Here is a 26,793-nt window from a genome sequence, read left to right as displayed (position 1 = left end):
GGCGGCCTGGTCGAGGGCCGCGAGGACGGCGGTGAGCAGCTGGCCCGGGTCCGCGCTGTGCGCGGCGCCCCGGAAGCGCCGCCGGTCGCCCGCCCCGGCCCGGCCCGGCCGGGCGCGTCCGTCGGCCCGGTGGTGCGGGTCCGCGGCGTCGGCGAGCAGCACGGTGGGGTCGGGCGAGAAGCCGGGGCCGTGGCTGCGCCCGGCGACGACGGGGTGGGCGGCCCGGGCGGCCTTGGCCCGGTACTGGGCGGCGTCGGCGAGCCGGAAGAGCCGGTCGGGGGTGGTGACCGGGCCGATGGAGTCGCCGGTGGAGGCGACTCCGCAGGCGACGCCCTCGCCTTCGGACAGGGCCAGGGCCCGGGCGCAGAGCTCCTCGGCGACGGCGACGACCTCGTCGGCCTTCTGCCCCTCGGCAAGCAGGCAGAACTCGTCGCCGCCGAGGCGGGCGGCGAGGCTGCCGGGGAGCTTGGCCGCGGCGACCGAGAGCTGGTGGGCGAACCGTTCGAGCAGCCGGTCGCCCATCTCGTGGCCGAGCTGGTCGTTGACCCGCTTGAGGCCGTTGACGTCGCAGACGACGAGCGAGACCACGGTGTTGTCCCGGTTGTGCGCCCTGAGGGCGCTCTCCAGCCGGGCGTCGACGGCGCGCCGGTTGGCGAGGCCGGTGAGCGGGTCGGAGAAGGCGAGTTTGCGCAGGTCGGCGAGGCGTTCGGTCTGGGCGAGGCCGGCCGAGATCTGGGCCGCGAGCAGGGTCGCGTAGTCGGCGTCGGCGGCGACGAACCCGGGTTTCCCGACGCTGCGGGCCAGGTACAGCTCGCCCCACGCCTGCCCGTGCAGGACGATCGGGGCGACCACGCAGCAGGCGCGGCCGCGCCGGCGCAGCGCCGCGGCGCGTTCCTGGCAGTACGCGCCGGCGGTGGGGTGGGCGTGCCCGGCGTGCGGTTCGGCGTTCTCCGCGGTCTGCAGCCAGGCCCGGGGGAGGCGCCCGGTGGTCCAGCGCTCCTCCAGATAGGTGACGATCTCGGGGAAGTCGGCGACGGGGTAGGACTCGTCCTCGGGCAGTTCCTCCTCGCCGGGCGCGAGCTCCCCGTGGTTGACCAGGACCCGGAGCCGGCCGGATTCGCGGTCCCAGACGGAGACGGCCGCCATGGTGGCCCCGAGCGCCTCGGTGGCGCGGGCGGCGGCGGCCCGGACGGCCTCCAGCGGGGTGAGCGCGCGGGCCATGTCCTGGGCCAGCTCGACCACGGACTGCAGCCGCAGGTCGGGCAGTCGACCGGACGGCCGCGGGCCGCCGCAGTCGCAGTCGCAGCCGCGGTCCGTCATGATCGCCTCACTGCTCACCGGCTCGCCTCGCTCCCTGTGCTCGGTCCTGCCGGACCCCCGACGGCGTCCGCACCCACCCGGCCGCTTTCACCAAGACTATGGCGGTTTCGTTCGGTTATGCCCCGTTTGCCGGGACGGACCCGCAACCGGCCGTACGGGTTTCAACCGTTCGGCACCCCAAGCATCGGGAGCGGCTCCGGGCCACGTCCTGGAAAGGGCAGGGGAAGGCCGGAAAGGCCCGGGAAAAGCCGGGAAGGGCACAGGAGAGGACCGGGACGGGTCCGGAAGGGACCGGGACGGGCCCGGGAGAGGCGCGAAAAAGGCTTGGGAGAGGCGCGAGAAGGGCCCGGGAGGGGCGGCGGCGGAGCCTACTCCGGCTTCAGCCGCCGCGACAGCAGCCACGGCTCGACCAGCCCGAGCCCGCGCACCGGTCGGCGCCACATCGGCTGCAGGTGGAACCGGTGCCCGGCGTCCAGCCCCGGCACCGGCAGGCCCGAGGCGGGCATCCCGGCGGCGGCCGACAGCGCCTCGGCGAGGCCGGGGCCGTCCGCGTCCGGCGGGGCCACGCTGCCGTACTGCTCCAGCGCGGCGGCGAACTCGCCGTCGATCAGCACCGCGTCCTTGGGCGCGATCGAGGTGAGCCGACTGGCCAGGTTGACGGTGGTGCCGAAGACGTCGCCCATCCGCGAGGTGACCGTGCCGAAGGCCATGCCGACCCGCAGCGCGGGGATGGTCTCGTCCTCGGCGAGGGCCTCGATCAGGCTGAGCGCGATCTCGGCGGCGGTGACCGGGTCCTCGGAGACGTAGAGGATCTCGTCGCCGAGGGTCTTGATGACCCGGCCGCCCTGCCCGGCGATCAGGTCCGAACAGGTGTTCTCGAAGGTCTCGACGAGCTCGCCGAGCTCCTCCTCCTCCAGCCGCCGCGACAGCCGGGTGAAGCCGACCAGGTCGGCGAAGCCCACCGCGAGGCGCCCGCTGGTGATCTCGTTGTCCTCGGCGGCCTGGACCACCCGGCCGGTGACGGCGGCGAGCTGGCGGCGCCAGACGTACACCAGGAACTGCTCCAGCTCCGGCAGCAGCAGCTCGACCAGCGGGTAGGCGACGTCGGCGCGGGTCAGGCCGGGCTCGACGGCCTGGGTGAGGTTCTCCAGGAAGGTGTCCATCTGCCAGCCGGCCAGCCGGGCGGTGGTCTGGCCGGTGGAACGGGCCACCTGGATCGCCATCGACTCGCTGAGCAGGCCGGACTCGACCAGGCCGGCGAGCCGGCGCAGGGCGATCACGTCGCCGTCGGTGAGGGCCCGGGACTGGCCGATGTCGGGGAAGCCCATGGCCCGCCAGAAGCGGGTCGCCAGCTCCATCGGGACGTCGGCGGCCCGCGCGGCCTGGTACGGGGTGTAGCGGCGTGGCGCGTCCAGGATCAGGCGTTCCAGTTCGAGCGCGACCGTGGGGTCGTGGGCCCCCGATGCCGCGCCGCTGCTGCCGTCCTCTGCCACCGGTCCGTCCCCGTGCGGTCGCCGCACTCGCCTCGTGTCCTGCCTGTCCGGGCGCGCCCGCCACCCGGCGGGCAGTGGCGCGCCTCACACCGCTGCCAGGTGGAATGTTCGCACGGAATCGCGCGATCCGGGGCATCAGCCCGGGTCAAGGAGAGGTGAAGAGTGCCGTTCAGCGGGGCTCGGGGCGCACGTGGACGACGTCCCCCGCGCCGACCGCCCGGCGTGCGCCGTCGGGGGTGCGGACCACCAGGCGGCCGTCGCCGTCGATCGCCACCGCCTCGCCGACCAGCTCCCGGTCGCCCGGCAGGTGCACCTTCACCTGGCGGCCGAGCGTGGTGCAGCGGTCCGCGTAGGCGCGGAGCAGCTCGCTGGTGTGCGGGTCCCCGGCGGCGGCCGTCCAGGTGCGGTACAGCCCGGCGAACTCGCGCAGCAGGGCGCGCAGCAGGGTGGACCGGTCGGTGACCTCGGCGCCGGCCAGCGCGAGCGAGGCGGCGGTGGGGACGGGCAGTTCGGACTCGCGCAGCGAGACGTTGATGCCGAGGCCGGCGACCACGGCGCCGCCGCTCAGCTCGGTGAGGATGCCGCCGAGCTTGCGCTCGGCGCCGTCGATCTCCACCTGGAGGTCGTTGGGCCACTTCAGCCCGACCTCGACCCCGGCGATCCGGCTCAGCGTGCTGGCGGTGGCCACCCCGACCAGGATCGGCAGCCAGCCGTAGCGTTCGACCGGCACCTCCTCGGGGCGCAGCAGGACGGACAGGAACAGCCCGGAGCGGGCCGGGGCGCTCCACTGGCGCTCCAGCCGGCCGCGCCCGGCGTTCTGCAGCTCGGCGACCAGCACCGCGCCCTGCGGGGCGCCGGCCCGGGCGCGGGCGGCGAGGTCGTTGTTGGTGGAGCCGGTCGCGGCGACGACGTCCACCGAGGTCCAGAGCCCGTCCGGGACGAGCAGGTCGCGGCGCAGTGCCGCCTCGTCCAGCGGCGGGCGGTCCAGGTCGGTCCACGGCGACGGCCCGGCGTGGCCGAAACCGCGCAGTCCACTGCGGCGGGGGGAGTCGGGTGCGGTCATGGTCCAGAACACTAGAACGTGTCCGGCCGCGTGGGGCGTAGGCCGCCCCATCGTCCCGCAGAACGAGCGTGGACACACTGTGTTGATGGCCATAACGCCAGGACATGACGTCCGGGCCCGTGCGCTGGCTACGCTACCCAACGGTAGTTCGCAGCGCCGCCCTGCCCTCATGCGCGGGCCCCCACCCCGGCCCGCGCGCACTCGAACAGGTCGCGGCCCATCGATCAGGGAGAGCCACCGGATGACCGAGGCGCCGTACGACCCCCACACCACCGCCGGCAAGCTCGCCGACCTGCGGCGCAGGCTCGACGAGGCGGTGCACTCCGGCTCCGCCGCGGCCGTGGAGAAGCAGCACGCCAAGGGCAAGCTGACGGCCCGCGAGCGGGTCGCGGAGCTGCTGGACGAGGACTCCTTCGTCGAGTTCGACGAGTTCGCCCGGCACCGCTCGACGAACTTCGGGCAGGAGCGGAACCGCCCGTACGGCGACGGCGTGGTGACCGGCTACGGCACCGTGGACGGCCGCCAGGTCGCCGTCTTCGCCCAGGACTTCACCGTGTTCGGCGGCTCCCTGGGCGAGGTGTTCGGCGAGAAGATCGTCAAGGTGATGGACTTCGCGCTGAAGACCGGCTGCCCGGTCATCGGCATCAACGACTCCGGCGGCGCCCGGATCCAGGAGGGCGTGGTCTCGCTCGGCCTGTACGGCGAGATCTTCCGCCGCAACGTGCACGCCTCGGGCGTGATCCCGCAGATCTCGCTGATCATGGGCCCCTGCGCGGGCGGCGCGGTGTACTCCCCCGCGATCACCGACTTCGTGGTGATGGCCGACCGGACCTCGCACATGTTCATCACCGGCCCGGACGTGATCAAGACCGTGACCGGCGAGGACGTCGGCATGGAGGAGCTGGGCGGCGCCCGCACCCACAACAGCAAGTCCGGCAACGCGCACTACCTGGCCACCGACGAGAAGGAGGCCGTCGAGTACGTCAAGAGCCTGCTCTCGTACCTGCCCTCCAACAACCTGTCGGACCCGCCGTCCTACCCCGAGCAGGCGGACCTCACCGTCACCGACGAGGACCTCGAACTCGACGCCATCGTGCCGGACTCGGCGAACCAGCCGTACGACATGCGCAAGGTGATCGAGCACATCGTCGACGACGGCGAGTTCCTGGAGACCCAGCCGCTGTACGCGGGCAACATCATCACCGGCTTCGGCCGGGTCGAGGGCCAGTCCGTCGGCATCGTCGGCAACCAGCCGATGGACCTGGCCGGCTGCCTGGACATCAACGCCAGCGAGAAGGCCGCCCGCTTCATCCGGACCTGCGACTCCTTCAACATCCCGGTGCTGACCTTCGTCGACGTGCCCGGCTTCCTGCCCGGCACCGAGCAGGAGTGGGACGGCATCATCCGCCGCGGCGCCAAGCTGATCTACGCCTACGCCGAGGCGACCGTCCCGCTGATCACCGTGATCACCCGCAAGGCCTTCGGCGGCGCGTACGACGTCATGGGCTCCAAGCACCTGGGCGCCGACCTCAACCTGGCCTGGCCGACCGCGCAGATCGCGGTGATGGGCGCGCAGGGCGCGGTCAACATCCTGCACCGGCGGGAGATCGCCGAGGCCGGGGCGGCGGGCGGTGCCGAGCAGAAGCGGGCCGAGCTGATCGCCTCGTACGAGGACACCCTGCTGAACCCGTACCTGGCGGCCGAACGCGGCTACGTGGACGCGGTGATCCCGCCGAGCGAGACCCGCCGGCACATCGTCCGGGGTCTGCGGGCGCTGCGCGGCAAGCGCGAGGTGCTGCCGCCGAAGAAGCACGGCAACATCCCCCTGTAGGCCCCCGTCGGGAGAGAATTGAGCCATGGCCCCGATCCACGTGCTGCACGGGCAGCCGACCCCCGAGGAGCTCGCCGCCGTCCTGGCGGTGGTCCAGGCCCGGGCCGCCGCCGCGCAGGCCGCCGCCGAGGCGGCGCGCCGGGCCGGTGCCGGCCCGGCCGCCCCCTGGAACGACCGCTCCCGCCTGTTCCGCCAGGCCGTCCACCCGGGCGTCAACGCCTGGCGGACGTCCGGCTGGGCGAGCTGATCCGCCGGGTGCGGAGCGGGAAGTCGGCCCGTCCGACTTCCCGCTCCGCACCCGTTCGGGCCCGTCCGCCCGGATTGCCCGAAAGCTGAGTACGGATACTCAGGCGCCCGGGGCCGGGCGCGGCGCACCCTGGACGTGTGCTCTGGTCAGACCCCCGCGACGAGCCCTCCCCGGAGGCCCGCCGGATGATGGAGCGGCTGCACCGGGCCGGCCGGGTGCTCGCCGCCCTCGCGATGGTGGCCGCCGTCCTCCTGCTGCTGTGACCACCGTCAGCCGACCGCCGCGACCGCCGTTCACCCGAACGGCGGACACCGGGACCCCCTACCCTGAGGGGCATGACCGACCAGCGCATCCTCGTCCTCGCCTCCGCCTCCCCCGCCCGCCTCGGACTGCTGCGCCAGGCGGGCCTCGACCCGCGCGTGGTGGTCAGCGGCGTCGACGAGGACGCGATCAGCGCCGCCACCCCGGCCGAACTCGCCCTGGTGCTGGCCGAGGCCAAGGCGAAGGCGGTCGCCGCCGCACTGACCGGCGGCGAGCTGGTGATCGGCTGCGACTCCGTCCTGGAGCTGGACGGCCAGGCCCTCGGCAAGCCCGCCGACGCCACCGAGGCGCTCGCCCGCTGGCAGTCGATGCGCGGCCGCGCCGGGGTGCTGCGCACCGGTCACTGCGTGATCGACACCGCGACCGGCCGGCAGTCCTCGGCGACCGCGTCCACCACCGTCCGCTTCGGCACCCCGGACGACGCCGAGATCGCCGCCTACGTGGCCTCCGGCGAGCCCCTGCACGTCGCCGGGGCGTTCACCCTGGACGGGCGCTCGGCGCCGTTCATCGAGGGCATCGACGGCGACCCCGGCAACGTCATCGGCCTCTCGCTGCCGCTGCTGCGCGCCCTGCTCGCCGACCTGGACGTCCGGCTGGTCGACCTCTGGGCCTGACGGCCGGGCCCGCGGGACCGCGGCGACCCGCCGCCCGTTCCACCGTCGTTCGAGCCGGCCGCGCGAGAGTGTGTCCGATGCCACCGGGGCCCCGGACAACGCCCGGTCACCCGCTGTGGATCCGGCCGGTTCGACCGCACCGGCCGCGACCTGCGGCGTCATCGGACGGGCGGTCGACGGGCCCTCGAAACTCATCACCGTCCGTGTGGGATAGTTCACAACCTGGGGCTACTCGCCGGTACCGCCCAGGAATCCATAAACTCGACCAGGTTCAAGAAGGGAGCCACAGTGCGCAAGGTGCTCATCGCCAACCGCGGGGAAATCGCCGTCCGCGTCGCCCGGGCCTGCTCGGACGCCGGTATCGCCAGCGTCGCCGTCTACGCCGAGCCGGACCGGGATGCGCTGCACGTCCGCGCGGCCGACGAGGCTTACGCGCTGGGTGGAGACACCCCCGGCACCAGTTACCTGGACATCGCCAAGGTCCTGAAGGCCGCAGCGGACTCCGGGGCCGACGCCATCCACCCCGGCTACGGGTTCCTGTCGGAGAACGCCGACTTCGCCCAGGCCGTCCTCGACGCGGGCCTGACCTGGATCGGCCCGCCCCCGCAGGCCATCCGCGACCTCGGTGACAAGGTCACCGCCCGGCACGTGGCGCAGCGCGCCGGCGCGCCGCTGGTCGCCGGCACCCCGGACCCGGTCTCGGGTGCCGACGAGGTGGTCGTGTTCGCCCGGGAGCACGGCCTTCCGGTCGCCATCAAGGCGGCCTTCGGCGGCGGCGGCCGCGGCCTCAAGGTCGCCCGCACCCTGGAGGAGATCCCGGAGCTGTACGAGTCCGCGGTGCGCGAGGCCGTCGCCGCCTTCGGCCGCGGCGAGTGCTTCGTCGAGCGCTACCTGGACAACCCGCGGCACGTGGAGACCCAGTGCCTCGCGGACAAGCACGGCAACGTGGTGGTCGTCTCCACCCGTGACTGCTCGCTGCAGCGCCGGCACCAGAAGCTGGTCGAGGAGGCGCCCGCGCCGTTCCTGACCGCCGAGCAGAACGCCGAGCTGTACCGGGCGTCCAAGGCCATCCTGAAGGAGGCCGGCTACGAGGGCGCCGGGACCTGCGAGTTCCTGGTGGCGCTGGACGGCACGATCTCCTTCCTGGAGGTCAACACCCGGCTGCAGGTCGAGCACCCGGTCACCGAGGAGGTCACCGGACTCGACCTGGTCCGCGAGATGTTCCGGATCGCCGACGGCGAGGAACTGGGCTACGGCGACCCCGAGGTGCGCGGCCACTCGTTCGAGTTCCGCATCAACGGCGAGGACCCGGGCCGGGGCTTCCTGCCCGCGCCCGGCACCGTGACGCTGTTCGCGCCGCCGTCCGGCCCGGGCGTCCGGCTGGACTCCGGCGTGGAGAGCGGCTCGGTCATCGGCCCGGCCTGGGACTCCCTGCTGGCCAAGCTGGTCGTCTCCGGCCGGGACCGCAAGCAGGCCCTGGAGCGGGCCCGCCGCGCGCTGAACGAGTTCAAGGTGGAGGGCATGGCCACCGCCATCCCGTTCCACCAGGCGGTCGTCACCGACCCGGCGTTCGCGCCCGAGGTGCACGGCGGCGAGGGCCCGTTCACGATCTACACCCGGTGGATCGAGACCGAGTTCGACAACACCATCCCGCCGTTCGCGGGCGCGGCCGGCGACGGCGAGGAGGCCGAGGGCCGCGAGACCGTCGTGGTCGAGGTCGGCGGCAAGCGGATCGAGGTCTCGCTGCCGTCCTCGCTGGGCGTCTCGGCGGCCCCGGCGGCCGGTGCCGCGGGTGCCGCGAAGGCCAAGCGCCGGGTGGGTGCCAAGAAGGCCGGTTCGGCCGTCAGCGGTGACACCCTGGCCTCGCCGATGCAGGGCACCATCGTCAAGGTCGCCGTCGAGGAGGGCCAGGTCGTCGCCGAGGGCGAGCTGATCGTGGTCCTGGAGGCGATGAAGATGGAGCAGCCGCTGAACGCGCACAAGGCGGGCACCGTCGTCGGCCTCAAGGCCGAGGTGGGCGCGAGCGTCAGCAGCGGCGCCGCGCTGTGCGAGATCAAGGACTGACGCGCTCCCTGGAGCACCGGCCGGCCCGTACCCCCTCGGGGGTGCGGGCCGGCCGCGTTCGCGCGGCTGTACGGGCCCTCAGCGCCCGCGTGGGAGGCCCAGCTCGGCCAGTCGGGCCGGCATGCCGCCCGGCCCGCCCGGACCACCGTGCGCGCCCGGCCGGCGCTGGCCGGGCAGCGGGGCGCCGCCAGGGGGCGGGGCGGGCCGGCGCGCCAGCGGGCCGGGCTGGGTCTGGTGGACGGGCCCGCTGCCGGTGCCGTGCACCGGGGCGTCCCCGGCGGGGGCGACGCCGAGCGGCGCCAGGTCGATCTGCACCCCGCAGTCGGCGATCGCGTCGAGTTGCCGGGCGGTGCCGTCGTCGGCGGTCGCCTGCTCGTCCGTGACCAGCCGGGTGATGTTCTCGGTGGGCACGGTCTGGAACATGGAGTCCGCGCCGAGCTTGGTGTGGTCGGCGAGGACGATGACCTCGTTGGCCGACTGCACCAGCGCCCGGTCCACGCTCGCGGACAGCATGTTGGCGGTGGACAGGCCCCGCTCCGCGGTCAGCCCGCTGCCGGAGATGAAGGCCTTGGAGACCCTCAGCCCGTGCAGGGACTGCTCGGCACCGCTGCCGACCAGCGCGTAGTTGGAACCCCGCAGGGTGCCGCCGGTCATCACCACCTCCACCCGGTTGGCGTGCGCCAGCGCCTGGGCGACCAGCAGCGAGTTGGTGACCACGGTGAGGCCGGGCACCCTGGCCAGCCTGCGGGCCAGCTCCTGGGTGGTGGTGCCGGCGCCGACCACCACCGCGTCCCCCTCCTCCACCAGGCCGGCGGCGAGGTCCGCGATGGCGCTCTTCTCCGCCGCGGAGAGGTGGGTCTTCTGCGGGTAGCCGGGTTCGCGGCTGAAGCCGCCGGGGAGCACCGCGCCGCCGTGCCGGCGGTCGAGGAGCCCTTCTGCCTCCAGTGCCCGTACGTCGCGGCGTACGGTCACTTCGGAGGTCTGGACGACGCGGGCCAACTCCCGGAGCGAGACCGCTCCGTTGGCGCGCACCATTTCGAGGATCAACTGGCGACGTTCTGCTGCAAACACAGAACCGACGGTAACGTGCGTGACCGTCTGCTTTCAGGCGTTTGCAGCTAGTAGCTGGAATTGCTCGCGCAAGAGCGGCGCGTGACCGTACAATACGCGCCGTCAGCAGCCCGGGGCCGCGCCCGCCGTCCGGGTGACGATCACTCCTGCGCAAAGGGCGGCCACCGATCGGCAGCCGCCCTCAACTGTGCGCCGGAGGTTCAGGATTCGCCCTCGACCCGCTTGCGGATGTGCAGTTGCCGGGCGGCCTCGGCGGTCGAGCCGGAGACCGACGGGTAGACGGTGAAGGCGCTGGCCACCTGTTCGACGGTCAGATTGGCGTCCACCGCGAGCGCGATCGGGTGGATGAGCTCGCTGGCCCGCGGGGCGACGACCACGCCGCCCACCACGATGCCGGTGCCCGGGCGGCAGAACAGCTTCACGAAGCCGTCCCGGATGCCCTGCATCTTCGCCCGCGGGTTGCCGCGCAGCGGCAGCTTGACCACGACCGCGTCCATCTTGCCGCACTCCACATCGGCCGCGGTGTAGCCGACGGTGGCGATCTCCGGGTCGGTGAAGACGTTGGAGGCGACGGTCTTCAGGTTCAGCGGCTGCACCGCGTCGCCGAGCGCGTGGTACATCGCGATCCGGCCCTGCATGGCCGCCACCGAGGCGAGCATGAAGACGCCGGTGCAGTCGCCGGCCGCGTAGACGCCCGGGGCGCTGGTGCGGGAGACCCGGTCGACCTGGATCTGGCCCCAGTCGTTGAGCTTGACCCCGGCCTCCTCCAGACCCATCTCCGCGGTGTTGGGGATCGAGCCGACCGCCATCAGGCAGTGCGTGCCCTCGATCACCTTGCCGTCGGCGAGGGCCACCTCGACCCGGTCGCCGATCCGCTTGACGCTCTCGGCGCGCGAGCGGCCCATCACGTTCATGCCACGGCGGCGGAAGACGTCCTCCAGCACCTCGGCGGCGTCCGGGTCCTCGCCCGGCAGCACCCGGTCACGGCTGGAGACCAGGGTGACCTTGGAGCCGAGCGCCTGGTAGGCGCCCGCGAACTCGGCGCCGGTCACACCGGAGCCGACCACGATCAGCTCGCGGGGCAGCTCCTCCAGGTCGTACACCTGGGTCCAGGTGAGGATCCGCTCGCCGTCCGGCTGGGCGTCCGGCAGCTCGCGGGGGTGGGCGCCGGTGGCGATCAGCACCGCGTCGGCGCGCAGCGACTGGACGGTGCCGTCCGGCGCGTCCACCAGCACCTCGCGGGAGCCGTCCACCGCCTGGCCGCCGCCGCCGAGCCGGCCGCGGCCGCGCAGCACGGTGACCCCGGCCCGGGTGACCGACTGGGTGATGTCGTGGGACTGCGCGATCGCCAGTCGCTTCACACGGCGGTTGACCTTGCCCAGGTCCACGCCGATGACCTTGGCCGCGTCGGCGGCCTCGTCCTGCGCGACGGTGATGCCCAGCTCCTCGTACGAGCTGTCGAAGGTGGTCATCACCTCCGCGGTCGCGATCAGGGTCTTCGACGGCACGCAGTCGGTGAGCACCGCCGATCCGCCCAGACCGTCGCGGTCGACGACGGTCACCTCCGCGCCGAGCTGCGCGGCCACCAGCGCAGCCTCGTAGCCGCCGGGTCCGCCACCGATGATCACGATCCGAGTCACGTGCACCATTGTCCCGCACGCCGGGAGCGCCGCCACGCCGGGGTCCGGGCTTCTGTGCGATCGCCCAGTCGCCACGGACCGTCCGTCGACCGGGCTAGTCTTCCCCCCATGCCCCTTTACGCCGCGTATGCCACCAACCTCGATGCACGGCAGATGACCCGCCGCGCCCCGCACTCACCACTGCGCGGCACCGGGTGGCTGGACGGCTGGCGGCTCACCTTCGGCGGTGAACAGCTCGGCTGGGAGGGCTCGTTGGCCACCGTCGTCGAGGACGGCAAGGACCAGGTCTTCGTCTCGCTGTACGACGTCGCGCCGATGGACGAGGAGGGCCTGGACCGCTGGGAGGGCGTCCAGCTCGGCATCTACCGCAAGATCAAGCTGCGCGCGCAGACCCTGGACGGCGACACCCCGGTCTGGACGTACGTGCTCAACGACTACGAGGGCGGCCTGCCCGCGGCCCGCTACCTCGGCCTGGTCGCCGACGCCGCGGAGAGCGCCGGTGCCCCGCACGACTACGTGATGGACCTGCGCCGCCGCCCCTGCTAGGGCGCGTTAGCCCTGGCCCGCGGCCCAGCCGCGGGCCGTCTGCGCCAGCACCCCGGCCACCACCGCGCGGCGGGCCGGCTCGGTGCGCAGCCCGTTGCCCAGCTCGACGTGCAGCCACGGCACACCGAGCCCGGCCGCGAACCGGCCCTCGACGTTGGTGGTGCCCCCGAGCTGCCCGCACTTCTCCCGCCAGGCCCGGCAGGCCGCGTACCCGGCCCGGCCCAGCCCGCCGGCGGTCAGCTCGGCGGCCGGGCCCGGCTGGCCGGCGCCGCTGGAGACCACCGCGTCCTGCCCGGGCAGGCTGCCCTCGTCGAAGCCGTGCACCTGGATCCCGGGCAGGCCGCGCCCGGTGAGCGCCTCGACCACCGCCGCGAAGACCGTGTCCGCGCGGTGCGCGACGTCCGAGGCGCCGTCCGCCCCGGCCCGGCGGTGCGCCCCGGCGAGCACCAGCACCCCGCCCGGCTCGGCCCGGAAGAGATCCACCCCGAGCGCCTCGGTCCGGGCGTCCGAGACCGGGTGGGGCACCTGCACGGACCAGCCCGCCCGGGCCGAGAGGTCCAGGTAGACCCGGCCCCAGCCGCGGCTCCCGGCGTCCGTGCCGTCGGCGATCTCCGCCACCCGGCGGCCGGTCGCCGCCTCGGTGAACTCGGTGAGCCGGTAGCCGACCCGCGCCAGCGAGCGCCCGGCCTGCTCGGTCTGCCCGTCCAGCGCGCCGAGCACGCCGTCGGCGATCGCCCGGCGCTGCCCGGCGTCCGGCACGGTGTACGGGCCGCCCGGGGTGAACCCGGCGGTGTACCCGTCGACCAGCGCCGCCAGGTCCACCGGGGCGGGCCCGGTCGGTCCGCTCCGGCCCGCCGCGACGCCCTCCGCCGACGGCCGTTCGGCCGAGCCACGCACGGCCAGCGTCAGCACCGCCGCGAGCGACGCCAGCACCAGCAGCACCGCCGCCGCCAGCGGCAACGGGCGCCGCGAACCCCGAGTCTCCATGGCCGTCGAACCTACCGTGCCACCCGCCGCGAACCACCGGGGGCCGCCGGGAGCCGCCCACCACGCCCGGTTCGCGAAAAGAGATCCCGAAGCGGCACCCGATCGACACCGGAACGTGACAACTTTTCGAAATCTCCTTCGTACGCTGTTCCGGCTTGACCAACTCTTGATCAGCGTTTGACCGACGAGAAGGCCGGCGGACCTCCAGGGGACAGGTACGCCGAGCCCCGAGAAGAACGAGGCCCCGTGAGCACGGCACCCAACCCGCCGCGACAGCACCGCTATCGCCGCCGGGCCGACATGCCGCTGCTGGGAGGCATCCGCCCGCCCATCGCGCTGCTGCTGGTGCTGCTGCTCGCCGTCGCCGCCATCACCGCGCTCGCCGTCGGCGGGCTGCGCGTCGACGACACCCCGCAGGCCGTCCGGGAGTCCCACCAGTACGCCGCCGAGGACACCGCGGCCTCGCTGCGCGCCGGGCTGCACGAGAGCGCCACCGACCTGCGCCGGGCCGCCGCCCGCTACGACGCCGCGCCCGCCGAGCCGGCCGCGGTGCTGTCCGCGCTCGGCCAGGCGTACCACAAGTGGCGCGGCACGGCGGTGGTCCGCCCCGACACCGGCCGGCTGCTCGCCGCCCGCGGCGAGACCGTGCCGCTGGCCGGCCTCGACCTCAGCCGGGTCACCGACACCGCGCCCGCGCCCGTCCTGGTGCCGTCCACCACCGGCACCCGGCTGCTCACCTTCGCCCTGGTCACCACCAAGGCCGACGGCCGCGCCCTGCTGGTCGCCTCCGACAACCTGCGGCTGCCCGGCATCGCGACCCGCAAGGAACAGACCATCCAGGTCCTCGACGCCACCGGCGCCGTCCTGGACAGCACCGGCGCCGAACTCGGCGCCGAGGCCGACCGCGCCGTGATCACCGGTGCCCGCGAGCGCGCCGCCCGCGAACGCCCGGCCCCCGGCGGGACGGCCGCCGGCAGCCTGTCCGGCAGCCCGGACGCCAAGGGCGTGCGGCGGGTCGCCGGCTACGCCGCCGTCGGCACCGCGGGCGGGCACGACCTGGCCGCCCCGCTCGGCCTGACCGTGGTCTCCACCAGCACCGTCGACGGCAAGCCCGGCAGCCTGCGCCACCCCGCGCTCGGCCTGACCGCCGCCGGCGCGCTGCTCGCCCTGGCCCTGCTGCTCGCGTGGTACCTGAGCCGCAGCCTCCAGCGGCCGCTGCTGCGGCTGTTCCTGGAGTCCCGCCGGCTCACCCGCGGCGAACGGCTCGACGTGCCGGTCCGCGGCCCGAAACGGAGGGAGGCCGGCCGGATCGCCCGCGCCCTGGAGGAGCTGCGGCTGCAACTCCTCGACCCGGCCCGCCCGCCGGCCCCCGCCGCGCCGAAGCGCCGCCCCGGCACCGCGCTGCCGCTGGCGCTGTGCGCCGTCCTGGTGCTCGGCTGGTCCGGCCCGCTGCTGTTCCTGGGCGGCAACGACCCGACCGTACGGGTCCCCACCCAGGTGGTGGCGGGCCAGCGCGACCGCACCGACACCGCCGCCGACCGGATCCGCCAGGCGCTCAACGAGGGCTACGCGGACCTGCGTTCGCTCGCCCCCGAACTCGCCGGCGCCTCCGTCGGCAGGGCCGACGCCCTGCTGCGCGCCACCCTCGCCGAGCACGACCGCTACCGCGCGCTGTACGTCCTCGGCGCGAACGGCGAGGTCCTCGCGCGCGCCGGCGACACCCCGCACCGCACCGGCCCGCAGGCCCTCGGCGCGAGCGGCGTGCTGCTGCTCAACAGTTCCGGCCGGGAGCCCCGGATCGCCGCCCGCGCGGCCCTCACCGCCGCCCCCGCCGACGCGGAGGCGGAGGGCGCCGCCGAGCCGCCGGGGCCCGTGCTGATCGGCGAGTTCAAGACGGACTTCCTCAGCGGGCTGCTGGTCCGCCCCGGCCTCGGCCGGGTCTGGCTGGTCGACGACCGGCAGCGGGTGCTCGCCGCCAACGAGGGCTACAGCTCCTTCGGCGAGCTGCCCGAGGGCCGTGCCAGGGCCCTGCTGGCCCAGGCGAAGAAGTCGGCCGCCGCCGAGGTGCTGCGCGGCGGCGGCGACCCGGCGCTGTTCGCCGCCGCCCCGCTCGGCGGCAACGGCAGCGTGGCCAAGCTGGGCTGGTCGGTGGTCACCGCCCACCCGGTGGCCTGGCTGCACCTGGACGAGAACCGGGCCGACCGGCGGGCCGTGCTGGCCGGCATGCTCGGCCTGGCCGCGGCCGCGCTCTGCCTCGGCTGGCTGTTCATCGCGGTCGGCCTGCCGCTGCGCCGGCTCGCGGCGAGCGCCGAGGCGCTGGCCGCCGGGGACCGCCGGACGGTGCTCTACCCCGTCCACCACGACGAGGTCGGCGCCGTCGCCCGCAGCCTGGAGCTGATCCGCCAGGAGCTCGTCCGTCAGGAGCCGGCCCGCCCCCGCCGCACCGCCGCCCCCGAGTCCGCCCCCGTGCCCGCGCACGCCCGCTGAGCCCCGCCCGAAGGATCTCCCGTGCTCTTCCTCTACGTCGTGCTGCTGGTGTGCTGCGCCGTGCTGCTGGTGGCCGGCATCGTCGAGCAGCGCCGGCACTTCGCCGCGCTGGAACAGATCCCGACCCGGGTGCTGGTCAACGGCATCCGCGGCAAGAGCTCGATCACCCGGCTCTGCGCGGGCGCGCTGCGCGGCGGCGGGCTGGTGACGGTCGCCAAGACCACCGGCACGGCGGCCCGGTTCATCCACCCGGACGCCACCGAGGAACCGGTCTACCGCAAGTTCGGCATCGCCAACGTGGTCGAGCAGATCGGCATCGTCCGCCGCGCCGCCACCTACCGGCCGGACGCCCTGGTGATCGAGTGCATGGCCGTCATGCCGGCGCTCCAGGAGGTCAACCAGACCAAGCTGATCCGCTCCACCATCGGCGTGCTGTGCAACGTCCGCGAGGACCACCTCGCCGAGATGGGCCCGACCCTGGACGACGTCGCCCGCTCGCTGTCCCGCTCGATGCCGGTCGGCGGGGTGTGCGTCACCGCCGAGCAGGAGCGCGCGCACATCCTGCGCGCGGAGGCGGCCCGACGCGACTGCGAACTGATCGTGGTGGACCCGGAGTCGGTCACCGACGAGGAACTGCGCGGGTTCAGCTGGTTCACCTTCAAGGAGAACGTGGCGATCGCCCTGGCCGTCGCCGAACTCCTCGGCGTGGAGCGGCGGACCGCGCTGCGGGGCATGTGGGCGGCCCCGCCGGACCCGGGCGTGCTGTCGGTCGAGCGCTACCGCACCGAGGACGGCAAGCGGCTGCGCTTCGCCAACGTCTTCGCCGCCAACGACCCCGAGTCCACGCTGATGAACGTCCGCCAGCTGGAGGGCCTGGGCGCGATCCACCGCCCGCTCAACGTGGTGATCAACTGCCGCCCGGACCGGGTGGAGCGCAACGGCCAGATGGGCCAGATCGTGCCCGACCTCGACCCGGACGCCGTGTTCCTGATCGGCCACCCCACCAGGAGCGCCCGGGACGGCATCCCGGCCGGGTGGTCCGGCCGGGTGGTCGACCTCGGCGGCGACAAGCGCGACCCGGCCCGGCTCACCGCCGAACTGCTGGCCGAACTCGGGCCGGACTCCTCGCTGGTGGCCGTCGGCAACATCCACGGCCAGGGCGAACTGTTCCTGGAGGAGCTGGCCCGGCTCGCCCCCGACGAGGCCCCGGACGCGCCCGACGCCCCCGAACTCCCGTACCACGAGCCCGAACCGCTCTACCCCGAGCCGGTGTACGACTCCGCGTACCGGCCCGTCCACCACCCCGAACCGCTCCCCGACTCCTGGTTCGAGCCCCACCCCCACACCCCCCACCACGGAGACCAGCAGTGATCCCCACCGAGCTCACCCCCGAGATCGCCGCCATCGGCATCGCGCTCGGCCTGGTCTTCTCGCTCGTCTGCTACCTGACCACCAACCTCTCCCCCGGCGGCATGATCACCCCCGGCTGGCTGGCCCTCACCCTGGTCGAGGACCTCCAGCGGGTGGCCATCGTGATCGGCGTGACGGTGCTGACCTACCTCGCCACCCGGGTCGTCCAGAAGCTGGTGATCCTGTACGGCAAGCGGCTGTTCGCCGCCGTGGTGCTGATCGGCGTGCTGCTGCAGGCCACCGTGATGCTGGTCCTCCAGCGCGAACTGCCCACCCTGTACGCCAACCAGACGCTCGGGTTCATCGTCCCCGGCCTGATCGCCTACCAGCTGGTCCGCCAGCCCCGGGCGGCCACCCTGATGGCCACCAGCACGGTGACGCTCGCCAACTACGTGGTGCTCACCGCGGGCGTCCTGCTCGGCGCCCTGCCCGGCACCTGATCCCCCCGTTCAGGAACCCCCGTCAGGAATCCCCGCAGGAACCCCCAGGAAGACCCCCGATGCCCGTCACCCGCAAGTCCCTGCTCAGCGGCGGCCTCGCCGTGGCCCTGCTGGCCGCCAGCGGCTACCTCACCGTCCAACTGCGCGACCGCGACCGCGACCGGCCGTCGGACCCGGGCGGCGGCGCGCCGCTGATCACCACCACCGCCGTGCCGGGCCAGACCCAGGGCACCACCGCCGAGTACCGCTACGAACGGCTGGGCGGCCCGGACCGCACGGTGGTCCGGGACGCCCGCGGCGGCGTGGTCGCCACCCTGACCGACAGCGCCCGCACCGCCGTCCTGGCCGGCCCGAGCCGCACCTTCGCCGAGCCGGGCACCACCACGGCCACCGTGGTGACGGACACCTGGGTCCGGCTGATGCCGCAGCCGTGGCGGCCGGGCGCCGAGCAGGAGGGCTGGTTCCGCACCTGGTTCCAGCAGTCGCTCGGGTCCACCGCGGACGACGTGCTGGCGGTGGCCACCCAGTACCTGGCCGGCGCGGCGCCGGAGAAGGACGCCAAGGGCGTGCGGTTCAAGGGCGACGCCTCCTTCGGCCCGCTCAACCCGAACGGTTCGGTGGGCAACGACCTGCGGCTGGAGCAGACCGACTTCCTCGACTACCTCGGCGTCCCGTACACGTTCGCCGACAAGGTGGCCAAGCAGCCGGACAGGACGCGCTACGGCGCCTTCGACTGCTCCGGGTACGTCCGGATGGTCTACGGCTACCGCTCCGGCTACCCGCTGCTCTCCAAGGACGTGGCCGGTCCCGGCCTGCCGCGCAGCGCCAACGGCCTGGCCCGGGTCGGCCCGGGCGTCCCGGTGCTGCCGCTGACCACCGCGCCGGGCTCGGACACCACCCTGCGGCCGGCCTCGATCGACCCGCTCCAGCCCGGTGACCTGGTGTTCTTCGAGATCGACGCCCGCACCGGCGCCCGGCTCGACCACACCGGCATCTACCTGGGCCTGGACACCGACGGCCACCCCCGGTACATCTCCAGCCGGGAGGAGGCGGACGGCCCGACCTTCGGCGACAAGGGCGGCACCGCGCGACTGGACGACAACGGCCTGTACGCGAAGGGGCTGCGCAGCGCGAAACGGCTCTGAACCCGGGCCCGGCACCTCGCACCGGCCTCGCACCGACTTGTACGTACCGACGAGCGGCGTCACCCGAAAGGCGCCACCGAGCTGTGCTTTCGGGTCAACCGGGTAACGATCCGGCATGCCGCACCGGATTTTCTACGCGCGTAGTCGAAACCCGTCTATCCTCGGAGCCGTGAACGCATCTCCTCAGTCGGTCGTCTCCGCCGACCCCTACGCCGCCGCCCAGGCCGCCGCCGAGCGCCTGCGCGAGCTGACCGGTGCCGAGCGGCACGACGTCGCCCTGGTGATGGGCTCCGGCTGGGTGCCGGCCGCCGACGCCCTGGGCGAGACCGTGGCCGAGTTCCCGGTCACCGAGCTCCCGGGCTTCCCCGCCCCCGCCGTCGCCGGCCACGCCGGCACGATCCGCTCGGTGAAGATCGGCGACAAGCGCGCCCTGATCTTCCTCGGCCGCAACCACTACTACGAGGGCCACGGCGTGGCCACCGTCGTCCACGGCGTGCGCACCGCCGCCGCGGCCGGCTGCGGCATCATCGTGCTGACCAACGGCTGCGGCGGTCTGCGCGAGGGCTGGGTCCCCGGCCAGCCGGTCCTGATCAGCGACCACATCAACCTGACCGCGGACTCCCCGATCGTCGGCGCCAACTTCGTCGACCTCACCGACCTGTACTCCAAGCGCCTGCGCGCGCTCTGCCGCGAGGTGGACCCGAGCCTGGACGAGGCCGTCTACGTCCAGTTCCGCGGCCCGCACTACGAGACCCCGGCCGAGGTCAACATGGCCCGGGTGATCGGCGGCGAGCTGGTCGGCATGTCCACCACCCTGGAGGCCATCGCCGCCCGCGAGGCCGGCTCCGAGGTGCTCGGCATCTCGCTGGTCACCAACCTGGCCGCCGGCATCACCGGCGAGCCGCTCAACCACGCCGAGGTGCTGGAGGCCGGCAAGGCCTCCGCCGAGCGCATGGGCGAGCTGCTCGCGAAGGTCCTTGAGCGGATCTGACAGGGCTTGGGCGCACAATCATGAGCGACGGGGCCCTCGGGCGGCCGTGATCCGTTGATCACGCCCCGCGGGCCCCGTCCGCATGTGCACCCCCCTTCTTTGCGGAACCCTCCGGCCGACCACCCGACGCACTTCCCGATGGAGCAGGCAGCCATGACGCAGGCAACCACCACCGACCTCCTCGCCCGGGCCCGAACCTGGCTGGCCGAGGACCCCGACCCGCAGACCCGCGAGGAGCTGACGGCCCTGCTCGCCCGGGCCGAGGACCCGGCGGCCGAGACGGACGGCAAGCTCGCCTGGGCGGACCTCGCCGAGCGCTTCGCCGACCGGCTCCAGTTCGGCACCGCCGGCCTGCGCGGCGAACTGGGCGCGGGCCCGATGCGGATGAACCGGGCCGTGGTGATCCGGGCCGCCGCCGGCCTGGTCGCCTACGTCAAGCAGCAGAACCTGGGCGACCTGGTCGTGATCGGCTACGACGCCCGCCACAAGTCCTACGACTTCGCCCGGGACACCGCCGCCGTGGTGGTCGGCGCCGGCCTGCGCGCCGCGCTGCTGCCGCGCCCGCTGCCGACCCCGGTGCTCGCCTTCGCCGTCCGCCACCTGGGTGCGGCCGCCGGCGTCACCGTGACCGCCAGCCACAACCCGCCGCAGGACAACGGCTACAAGGTCTACCTGGGCGACGGCTCGCAGATCGTCCCGCCGGCCGACGCCGGGATCGCCGCCGAGATCGACGCCATCGCCTCGCTCCACGACGTCCCGCGCGCCGACGGCGGCTGGGAGGTTCTCGGCGAGGACGTCATCGAGGCCTACCTGGCCCGGGCCGTCTCGATCGTCGACGAGCACAGCCCGCGCAACCTCGACGTCGTCTACACCCCGATGCACGGCGTCGGCCGCGACACCCTGGTCGCCGCCTTCCGCCGGGCCGGCTTCCCCGGGCCCACCGTCGTCGCCGAGCAGGCCGAGCCCAACCCGGACTTCCCGACCGTGGCCTTCCCCAACCCGGAGGAGCCGGGGGCGATGGACCTCGCCTTCCGCACCGCCGCCGCGGTCGGCCCCGACATCGTGATCGCCAACGACCCGGACGCCGACCGCTGCGCGGTGGCCGTCCCGGCCCTCGCCAACGCGGCCGGCAGCGGCAACGGCACCTCCGGCTGGCGGATGCTGCGCGGCGACGAGGTCGGCGCGCTGCTCGGCGCGGCCCTGGTCGCCAAGAAGGCCGAGGGCGTCTTCGCCACCACCATCGTCTCCGCCACCCTGCTGGGCCGGATCGCCGAGGCCGCCGGCCTGGGCTACGCCGAGACGCTGACCGGCTTCAAGTGGCTCTCCCGCGCCGAGGGCCTGCGCTACGGCTACGAGGAGGCGCTCGGCTACTGCGTCGACCCGCAGGGCGTCCGGGACAAGGACGGCATCACCGCCGCCCTGCTGGTCGCCGAACTGGCCGCCACCCTCAAGACGTCCGGCCGCACCCTGACCGACCTGCTGGACGACCTGGCGCTGGAGCACGGCCTGCACGCCACCGACCAGCTGTCCGTCCGCGTGCAGGACCTCTCGCTGATCGCCGACGCCATGCGCCGGCTGCGCGAGCAGCCGCCGACCGTCCTGGCCGGCCTGCGGGTCACCCGCGCGGACGACCTGTCGGCCGGCTCCGCCGAGCTGCCGCCCACCGACGGCCTGCGCTACTACCTGGCCGGCGAGGCCGTCCGCTCGGCCCGCATCGTGGTCCGCCCGTCCGGCACCGAGCCCAAGCTCAAGTGCTACCTGGAGGTCGTCCTCCCGGTCGCCACCGCCGCCGACCTCGCCGCCACCCGCGAGCGGGCCGCCGAGCTGCTCGAAGCCGTCAAGCGCGACCTGGCCGAGGCCGCGGGCATCGCCGTCTGACGCCCGCCCGTACGAGAAGGGGCCCGCCGGTCGCGTACCGGCGGGCCCCTCGCGTGCTTCGGCTCAGACCGCGATCACCGTGATCAGCGCGGCCAGGCCGGCCAGCGTCGGCGCGATCACCCACCAGCACCACGCCACCTCGACCGGGCCGGCCGCGTCGGGGCGGCGGGCGTTGCGCTCGGCCATCTCCTGGAGCACGTTGGTCACCTGGTCGGACCAGGCGCGGGTCGGGTCGGGCGAGCCCTGCACCACCGGGTTGGTCTGGCGGCCGAACACCATCCCCATCCGGGAGGCGTGCTCGGCGCCGCCGCGCTGCTGGGCCCGGGTCGCCCGCTTGCGCTGCCGCAGCGACACCGGCACCGCCCACACCTGGTACTTCTTGCCGCCGGCCAGCAGCTCGACCGAGTACCCCGCGCGCAGCGCGTCCACCGAGGCCCACGGCGCGGTGATGGTCCGCCACGGGTTGCGCACCAGCAGTCGGCTGCGGTCCGCCAGCACCGCCGGGCGCAGCGTGTAGGCGATCACCGGGAAGGCGAACACCGGTACCGCCGCGAGCGAGACGTACGGCGTCTTCCCCGTCCCGTTCAGCATCGCGTCGCCGATCAGCCAGCCGGCGACGGCCAGCAGCAGCACTCCGGAGATCACACCGGGGACAGAGCGGTACACGCGGTCCGCGTACGCGGGATCCCCGTCGGGGGCGGCGGAACCCTGGCGGGGCTTGCCGTCGGAATCGGTCATGCCGTCGATTCTGCCCCATGCCCCCCACCGAGAGGTCTCGGTCCGGCATCGAATGCCGCCCCCGGGCCACCCGGTCGCCGGTCGCCGCGCGCCCCGGCCGTACACGCCCCCGGCCGCCCGTCCGGCTCCGTGGAGGTCTCGGTCCGGCCACGAAAGGCAGGGCCCCTAGCGGTCGACTACGCGCGTAGATATGCTGCTCTGGTGACTATGTCCACTGTTGCAGCCAATGCCCTCGGCGTTGCGGGCAGCGGCCTTCAGGACGTTGCGGCGTCCGAGGCCTCGCTCCGCCGCTTCCTGCACGGCCTGCCCGGCGTCGACCAGGTCGGCCTTGAGGCGCGTGCCGCCACCCTCGGTACCCGCTCGATCAAGACCACGGCGAAGGCCTACGCCATCGACCTGGCGATCTCGATGATCGACCTGACCACGCTGGAAGGCGCGGACACGGTCGGCAAGGTGCGCGCCCTGTGCGCCAAGGGCAGGACCCCCGACCCGACCGATCCGACCACCCCCCGCGTCGCCGCCATCTGCGTCTACCCGGACATGGTCGCCACCGCGAAGGACGCCCTGCGGGGCACCGACATCCAGGTCGCCTCGGTGGCCACCGCCTTCCCGGCCGGCCGCGCCGCCCTCCCGGTGAAGCTCGCCGACACCGCCGACGCGGTCGCCGCGGGCGCCGACGAGATCGACATGGTGATCGACCGGGGAGCCTTCCTCTCCGGCCGCTACTACGACGTCTTCAACGAGATCGTCGCCGTCAAGGAGGCGTGCAAGCGCCCGGACGGCACCAGCGCCCACCTCAAGGTGATCTTCGAGACCGGCGAGCTGCAGACGTACGACAACGTGCGCCGCGTCTCCTGGCTGGCGATGCTGGCCGGCGCCGACTTCATCAAGACCTCCACCGGCAAGGTCGCCGTCAACGCGACCCCGCCGGTCACCCTGCTGATGCTGGAGGCGGTCCGCGACTTCAAGGCGCAGACCGGCGTCCAGGTCGGCGTGAAGCCCGCCGGTGGGATCAAGACCACCAAGGACGCGATGAAGTACCTGGTGATGGTCAACGAGACCCTCGGCGACGACTGGCTGAGCCCGCACTGGTTCCGCTTCGGTGCCTCCAGCCTGCTCAACGACCTGCTGATGCAGCGCCAGAAGCTCACCACCGGACGCTACTCCGGCCCCGACTACGTGACGGTGGACTGATCACCATGGCCAAGAAGAAGAACATCGAGGAGCCCGCGAAGGCCTCCGGCCTCTTCGCCTACGCCCCGGCCCCCGAGTCCCCCGCCGCCGCGGGCGACATCGCCACCTCCTACGGCCACTTCATCGGCGGCGAGTTCGTCGACTCCTCCGGCAGCGAGGCCCTGAAGACGGTCAACCCGGCCACCGAGCAGGTGCTCGCCGAGTTCGCCCAGGGCACCGACGAGGACGTGGACCGCGCGGTCGCCGCCGCCCGCAAGGCCTTCGCCGACTGGTCGGCACTGCCGGGCAGCGAGCGCGGCAAGTACCTGTTCCGGATCGCCCGGATCATCCAGGAGCGCAGCCGCGAGCTGGCCGTGCTGGAGTCGATCGACAACGGCAAGCCGATCCGCGAGACCCGCGACTTCGACATCCCGACCGTCGCCGCGTGGTTCTTCTACTACGCCGGCTGGGCGGACAAGCTGGACTACGCGGGCTTCGGCCCGAACCCGCGCCCGCTGGGCGTGGCCGGCCAGGTCATCCCGTGGAACTTCCCGCTGATGATGCTGGCGTGGAAGATCGCGCCCGCCCTGGCAACCGGCAACACCGTCGTCCTCAAGCCGGCCGAGACCACCCCGCTGACGGCCCTGCGCTTCGCCGAGATCTGCCGCCAGGCCGGTCTGCCGAAGGGCGTCGTCAACATCGTCACCGGCGACGGCCGCACCGGCGCCGCGCTCACCGCGCACCCGGACGTCAACAAGGTCGCCTTCACCGGCTCCACCCCGGTCGGCAAGGCGATCGCCCGGCAGCTGGCCGGCAGCCGCAAGAAGCTGTCGCTGGAGCTGGGCGGCAAGGCCGCGAACATCGTCTTCGACGACGCACCGATCGACCAGGCGGTCGAGGGCATCGTCAACGGCATCTTCTTCAACCAGGGCCACGTCTGCTGCGCGGGCTCGCGCCTGCTGGTCCAGGAGTCGATCCAGGACGAGCTGCTGGACGCCCTGAAGCGCCGGATGTCCACCCTGCGCGTCGGCGACCCGCTGGACAAGAACACCGACATCGGCGCCATCAACTCGGCCGCCCAGCTGGCCCGGATCACCGAGCTGACCGACGCCGGCGAGGCCGAGGGCGCGGACCGCTGGTCGCCCGAGTGCGAACTCCCGGGCACCGGCTTCTGGTTCAAGCCGACCCTGTTCACCGGCGTCAGCCAGGCCCACCGGATCGCCCAGGAGGAGATCTTCGGCCCGGTCCTGTCGGTGCTGACCTTCCGCACCCCCGACGAGGCGGTCGCGAAGGCCAACAACACCCCGTACGGCCTCTCCGCCGGCATCTGGACGGAGAAGGGCTCGCGCATCCTCTGGACGGCGAGCCGGCTCAAGGCCGGCGTGGTCTGGGCCAACACCTTCAACAAGTTCGACCCGACCTCGCCGTTCGGCGGCTACAAGGAGTCGGGCCACGGCCGCGAGGGTGGCCGCCACGGTCTGGAGGCCTACCTCGATGTCTGATGTCGCGACGCGTCTTGACGTCTTCAAGACCTACAAGCTGTACGTCGGCGGGAAGTTCCCGCGCTCCGAGAGCGGGCGGGTGTACGAGGTGACGGACGCCAAGGGCCAGTGGCTCGCCAACGCTCCGCTGGGCACCCGCAAGGACGCCCGCGACGCCGTCCTGGCCGCCCGCGCGGCGGTCAAGGGCTGGGCCGGCACCACCGCGTACAACCGCGGCCAGGTGCTGTACCGGGTCGCCGAGATGCTGCAGGGCCGCCGCGAGCAGTTCGCCGCCGAGGTCTCCGCCGCCGAGGGCATCGGCCCGAAGAAGGCCGCCGCCCTGGTGGACGCCGCGATCGACCGCTGGATCTGGTACGCGGGCTGGACGGACAAGGTCGCCCAGATCGCGGGCGGCGCCAACCCGGTCGCCGGCCCCTTCTTCAACCTCTCCACCCCGGAGCCGACCGGCGTGGTCGGGATCGTCGCCCCGCAGGCCGGGTACGGGCACTCGCTGCTCGGCCTGGTCTCGGTGATCGCCCCGGCGATCGCCACCGGCAACACGGTCGTGGTCGCGGCCGCCGCGGACGCCCCGCTGCCGGCCCTGTCGCTGGGCGAGGTGCTCGCCACCTCGGACGTCCCCGGCGGCGTGGTCAACATCATCTCGGGCAGGACCGCCGACATCGCGCCCACCCTGGCCTCGCACCAGGACGTCAACGCGGTGGACCTCACCGGCGCGATCGCCGCCGACGGCCCCGGCGCGGCGCAGGCGCTGGAAGCGGCCGCCGCGGATACCCTGAAGAGGGTGGTCCGTCCGGAGCTGGACCCGTTCGCCCAGGACTGGACCAATGCGCCCGGTACCGACCGGCTACTCTCGTTCCTGGAGACGAAGACGGTCTGGCACCCGATGGGGATCTGACCGCCCCGTCGACCACCGAGTAACAACTCCACAGACTGGCCGTCCCCAGTGCCCTCTCCCCCCCAGGGCCCGGACGGTCATTGGACGGACCCGCGCCTCTCCCCCCCTGGCGCGGGTCCGTCGCCTTTCCCCGCCGTCTCGACACCGCCCCGGCGCCGTCCTCCGGCTCGCCGGCCCCCGGAGCTCGCAGAAGGTGTGATCCAGCGGGTTTCGGCATCGGGCCCGGATGCGTCAGACTGGTGTCCCGTGAGTGACGACCCGCTGAATCCTGTGCCGACGACCCACGCCCGGGTCGTCCTGCTGTCCGGCCCCTCCGGCTCCGGGAAGTCCTCGCTCGCCGAGCGCAGCGGGCTACCGGTCCTGCAACTGGACGACTTCTACAAGGACGGGGACGACCCCACCCTGCCGCTGCTGCCCGACGGCGCGGTCGACTGGGACTCCCCGCTCGCCTGGCACCGCGACCAGGCGGTCGCCGCGATCCGCGGCCTCTACGAGACCGGCCGCGCCGACGTCCCGGTGTACTCGATCCCGGACAACGGCCGGATCGCCACCCGCGCCCTGGAGCTGGACGGCGCCCCCGCGTTCATCGCCGAGGGCATCTTCGCCGCCGAGATCACCGCCGAGTGCGCCGCCGAGGGCCTGCTCGGCGATGCCCTGTGCCTGCGCAACGGCGCGCTCACCACGGCCTGGCGCCGGCTGCGCCGGGACGTCCGGGAGGGCCGCAAGTCGCTGCCGGTGCTGCTGCGGCGCGGCTGGCGGCTGATGCGCGCCGAGCGGTCCATCGTCGGGCGGCAGGTCACCCTGGGCTCCCACCCGTGCGCCGGGGCCGAGGCCGAGCGCCGGATCCGCGCCGCGGCCGGGCGGCGGGAGCTGTCCTCCGTCTGAGCTGTCCTCCGTCGGGGCCGTCCTCCGTTCGGGCGGGCCGTCTCCGGACGGG

Annotated in this window: 22 protein-coding genes and 1 pseudogene; 16 read left to right on the top strand and 7 right to left on the bottom strand. The window is 73.9% G+C overall.

The genetic code is table 11. The features are described from left to right. Positions 1–87: 87 nt before the first annotated feature. The 3 genes and pseudogenes from ABT015_RS06405 to ABT015_RS06395 form a co-directional block, all read right to left on the bottom strand. A pseudogene (locus ABT015_RS06405) lies at positions 88–1,221 on the bottom strand (GGDEF domain-containing protein); the annotation flags it as partial. A 467-nt stretch (positions 1,222–1,688) separates the two neighbouring features. Next, positions 1,689–2,813, bottom strand: coding sequence for an adenylate/guanylate cyclase domain-containing protein (locus ABT015_RS06400; RefSeq protein WP_350877323.1), 1,125 nt, complete (start codon positions 2,811–2,813; stop codon positions 1,689–1,691). A gap of 169 nt (positions 2,814–2,982) precedes the next feature. Further along, entirely contained in the window at positions 2,983–3,876 is an 894-nt protein-coding gene (locus tag ABT015_RS06395) for a biotin--[acetyl-CoA-carboxylase] ligase (RefSeq protein WP_350877321.1), read from the bottom strand. 241 nt (positions 3,877–4,117) lie between these two features. Between ABT015_RS06395 and ABT015_RS06390 the strand changes: the two genes are divergently transcribed. The 5 genes from ABT015_RS06390 to ABT015_RS06370 all read left to right on the top strand — a co-directional run bounded on the left by ABT015_RS06390 (position 4,118) and on the right by ABT015_RS06370 (position 8,953). Next, positions 4,118–5,707 carry an acyl-CoA carboxylase subunit beta gene (locus ABT015_RS06390; protein ID WP_350877319.1) on the top strand — a complete coding sequence of 530 codons (1,590 nt, stop codon included), beginning with the start codon at positions 4,118–4,120 and terminating at the stop codon, positions 5,705–5,707. Positions 5,708–5,732: 25 nt separating this feature from the next. Continuing rightward, on the top strand, positions 5,733–5,954 hold the full coding sequence (locus ABT015_RS06385; RefSeq protein WP_350877317.1) for an acyl-CoA carboxylase epsilon subunit: 222 nt from the start codon (positions 5,733–5,735) through the stop codon (positions 5,952–5,954). A gap of 137 nt (positions 5,955–6,091) precedes the next feature. Then, complete coding sequence (gene mmpB / locus ABT015_RS06380) at positions 6,092–6,217, top strand: morphogenic membrane protein MmpB (protein WP_279634918.1); 126 nt, start codon at positions 6,092–6,094, stop codon at positions 6,215–6,217. 72 nt (positions 6,218–6,289) lie between these two features. Beyond that, positions 6,290–6,889 carry a nucleoside triphosphate pyrophosphatase gene (locus ABT015_RS06375; protein WP_350877314.1) on the top strand — a complete coding sequence of 200 codons (600 nt, stop codon included), beginning with the start codon at positions 6,290–6,292 and terminating at the stop codon, positions 6,887–6,889. 288 nt (positions 6,890–7,177) lie between these two features. Next, positions 7,178–8,953: an acetyl/propionyl/methylcrotonyl-CoA carboxylase subunit alpha gene (locus ABT015_RS06370; RefSeq protein ID WP_350877312.1), complete on the top strand. Its 1,776-nt coding sequence runs from the start codon at positions 7,178–7,180 to the stop codon at positions 8,951–8,953. A gap of 78 nt (positions 8,954–9,031) precedes the next feature. On the opposite strand, the gene ABT015_RS06365 is transcribed toward ABT015_RS06370, so the two are convergent. Both ABT015_RS06365 and ABT015_RS06360 read right to left on the bottom strand, forming a co-directional pair. Beyond that, a complete protein-coding gene (locus tag ABT015_RS06365) occupies positions 9,032–10,024 on the bottom strand; it encodes a DeoR/GlpR family DNA-binding transcription regulator (RefSeq protein WP_350877310.1) in 993 nt (330 codons plus the stop codon). Positions 10,025–10,224: 200 nt separating this feature from the next. Continuing rightward, positions 10,225–11,673 carry an NAD(P)H-quinone dehydrogenase gene (locus ABT015_RS06360; RefSeq protein WP_350877308.1) on the bottom strand — a complete coding sequence of 483 codons (1,449 nt, stop codon included), beginning with the start codon at positions 11,671–11,673 and terminating at the stop codon, positions 10,225–10,227. 99 nt (positions 11,674–11,772) lie between these two features. On the opposite strand from ABT015_RS06360, the gene ABT015_RS06355 reads away from it, so the two are divergent. Continuing rightward, positions 11,773–12,210, top strand: coding sequence for a gamma-glutamylcyclotransferase family protein (locus tag ABT015_RS06355; protein WP_063349076.1), 438 nt, complete (start codon positions 11,773–11,775; stop codon positions 12,208–12,210). Between the two features lie 6 nt (positions 12,211–12,216). Here ABT015_RS06355 and ABT015_RS06350 read toward each other — a convergent pair whose 3' ends face one another. Beyond that, on the bottom strand, positions 12,217–13,197 hold the full coding sequence (locus ABT015_RS06350) for a hypothetical protein (RefSeq protein WP_350877306.1): 981 nt from the start codon (positions 13,195–13,197) through the stop codon (positions 12,217–12,219). Positions 13,198–13,443: 246 nt separating this feature from the next. On the opposite strand from ABT015_RS06350, the gene ABT015_RS06345 reads away from it, so the two are divergent. From ABT015_RS06345 to ABT015_RS06320, 6 genes are all read left to right on the top strand, one after another. Further along, on the top strand, positions 13,444–15,684 hold the full coding sequence (locus tag ABT015_RS06345; protein ID WP_350877304.1) for a HAMP domain-containing protein: 2,241 nt from the start codon (positions 13,444–13,446) through the stop codon (positions 15,682–15,684). Positions 15,685–15,705: 21 nt separating this feature from the next. Then, positions 15,706–17,055 carry a poly-gamma-glutamate synthase PgsB gene (pgsB, locus tag ABT015_RS06340; RefSeq protein WP_350877302.1) on the top strand — a complete coding sequence of 450 codons (1,350 nt, stop codon included), beginning with the start codon at positions 15,706–15,708 and terminating at the stop codon, positions 17,053–17,055. Beyond that, positions 17,052–17,534, top strand: coding sequence for a poly-gamma-glutamate biosynthesis protein PgsC/CapC (locus ABT015_RS06335; protein WP_063349074.1), 483 nt, complete (start codon positions 17,052–17,054; stop codon positions 17,532–17,534). Before pgsB ends, ABT015_RS06335 begins: the two co-directional genes overlap by 4 nt. A gap of 59 nt (positions 17,535–17,593) precedes the next feature. Then, complete coding sequence (locus ABT015_RS06330; protein WP_350877299.1) at positions 17,594–18,679, top strand: NlpC/P60 family protein; 1,086 nt, start codon at positions 17,594–17,596, stop codon at positions 18,677–18,679. Between the two features lie 169 nt (positions 18,680–18,848). Beyond that, entirely contained in the window at positions 18,849–19,670 is an 822-nt protein-coding gene (locus ABT015_RS06325) for a purine-nucleoside phosphorylase (protein ID WP_350877297.1), read from the top strand. Between the two features lie 153 nt (positions 19,671–19,823). After that, positions 19,824–21,548 carry a phospho-sugar mutase gene (locus ABT015_RS06320; RefSeq protein ID WP_350877295.1) on the top strand — a complete coding sequence of 575 codons (1,725 nt, stop codon included), beginning with the start codon at positions 19,824–19,826 and terminating at the stop codon, positions 21,546–21,548. 63 nt (positions 21,549–21,611) lie between these two features. On the opposite strand, the gene ABT015_RS06315 is transcribed toward ABT015_RS06320, so the two are convergent. Next, positions 21,612–22,286 carry a PH domain-containing protein gene (locus ABT015_RS06315; protein ID WP_350877293.1) on the bottom strand — a complete coding sequence of 225 codons (675 nt, stop codon included), beginning with the start codon at positions 22,284–22,286 and terminating at the stop codon, positions 21,612–21,614. Positions 22,287–22,493: 207 nt separating this feature from the next. Here ABT015_RS06315 and deoC point away from each other — a divergent pair, with 207 nt between their 5' ends. The 4 genes from deoC to ABT015_RS06295 all read left to right on the top strand — a co-directional run bounded on the left by deoC (position 22,494) and on the right by ABT015_RS06295 (position 26,741). Next, positions 22,494–23,480 (top strand): deoxyribose-phosphate aldolase, encoded by a 987-nt coding sequence (gene deoC, locus ABT015_RS06310; protein WP_350877291.1) that lies wholly within the window; start codon positions 22,494–22,496, stop codon positions 23,478–23,480. A 5-nt stretch (positions 23,481–23,485) separates the two neighbouring features. Next, complete coding sequence (locus ABT015_RS06305) at positions 23,486–24,961, top strand: aldehyde dehydrogenase family protein (RefSeq protein ID WP_350877289.1); 1,476 nt, start codon at positions 23,486–23,488, stop codon at positions 24,959–24,961. Next, the gene (locus ABT015_RS06300; RefSeq protein WP_350877287.1) at positions 24,954–25,856 is read left to right on the top strand and encodes an aldehyde dehydrogenase family protein; all 903 of its coding nucleotides are present in this window, start codon (positions 24,954–24,956) and stop codon (positions 25,854–25,856) included. Before ABT015_RS06305 ends, ABT015_RS06300 begins: the two co-directional genes overlap by 8 nt. 246 nt (positions 25,857–26,102) lie before the next feature. Further along, complete coding sequence (locus ABT015_RS06295) at positions 26,103–26,741, top strand: ATP-binding protein (protein WP_350877285.1); 639 nt, start codon at positions 26,103–26,105, stop codon at positions 26,739–26,741. Positions 26,742–26,793: the final 52 nt, after the last annotated feature.

It is taken from the genome of Kitasatospora sp. NPDC094016 (genome assembly GCF_040304045.1).
Lineage (GTDB): Bacteria > Actinomycetota > Actinomycetes > Streptomycetales > Streptomycetaceae > Kitasatospora.
Note: the sequence above shows the minus strand (reverse complement) of the source record. Positions and strands in the feature narration are given on the sequence as shown.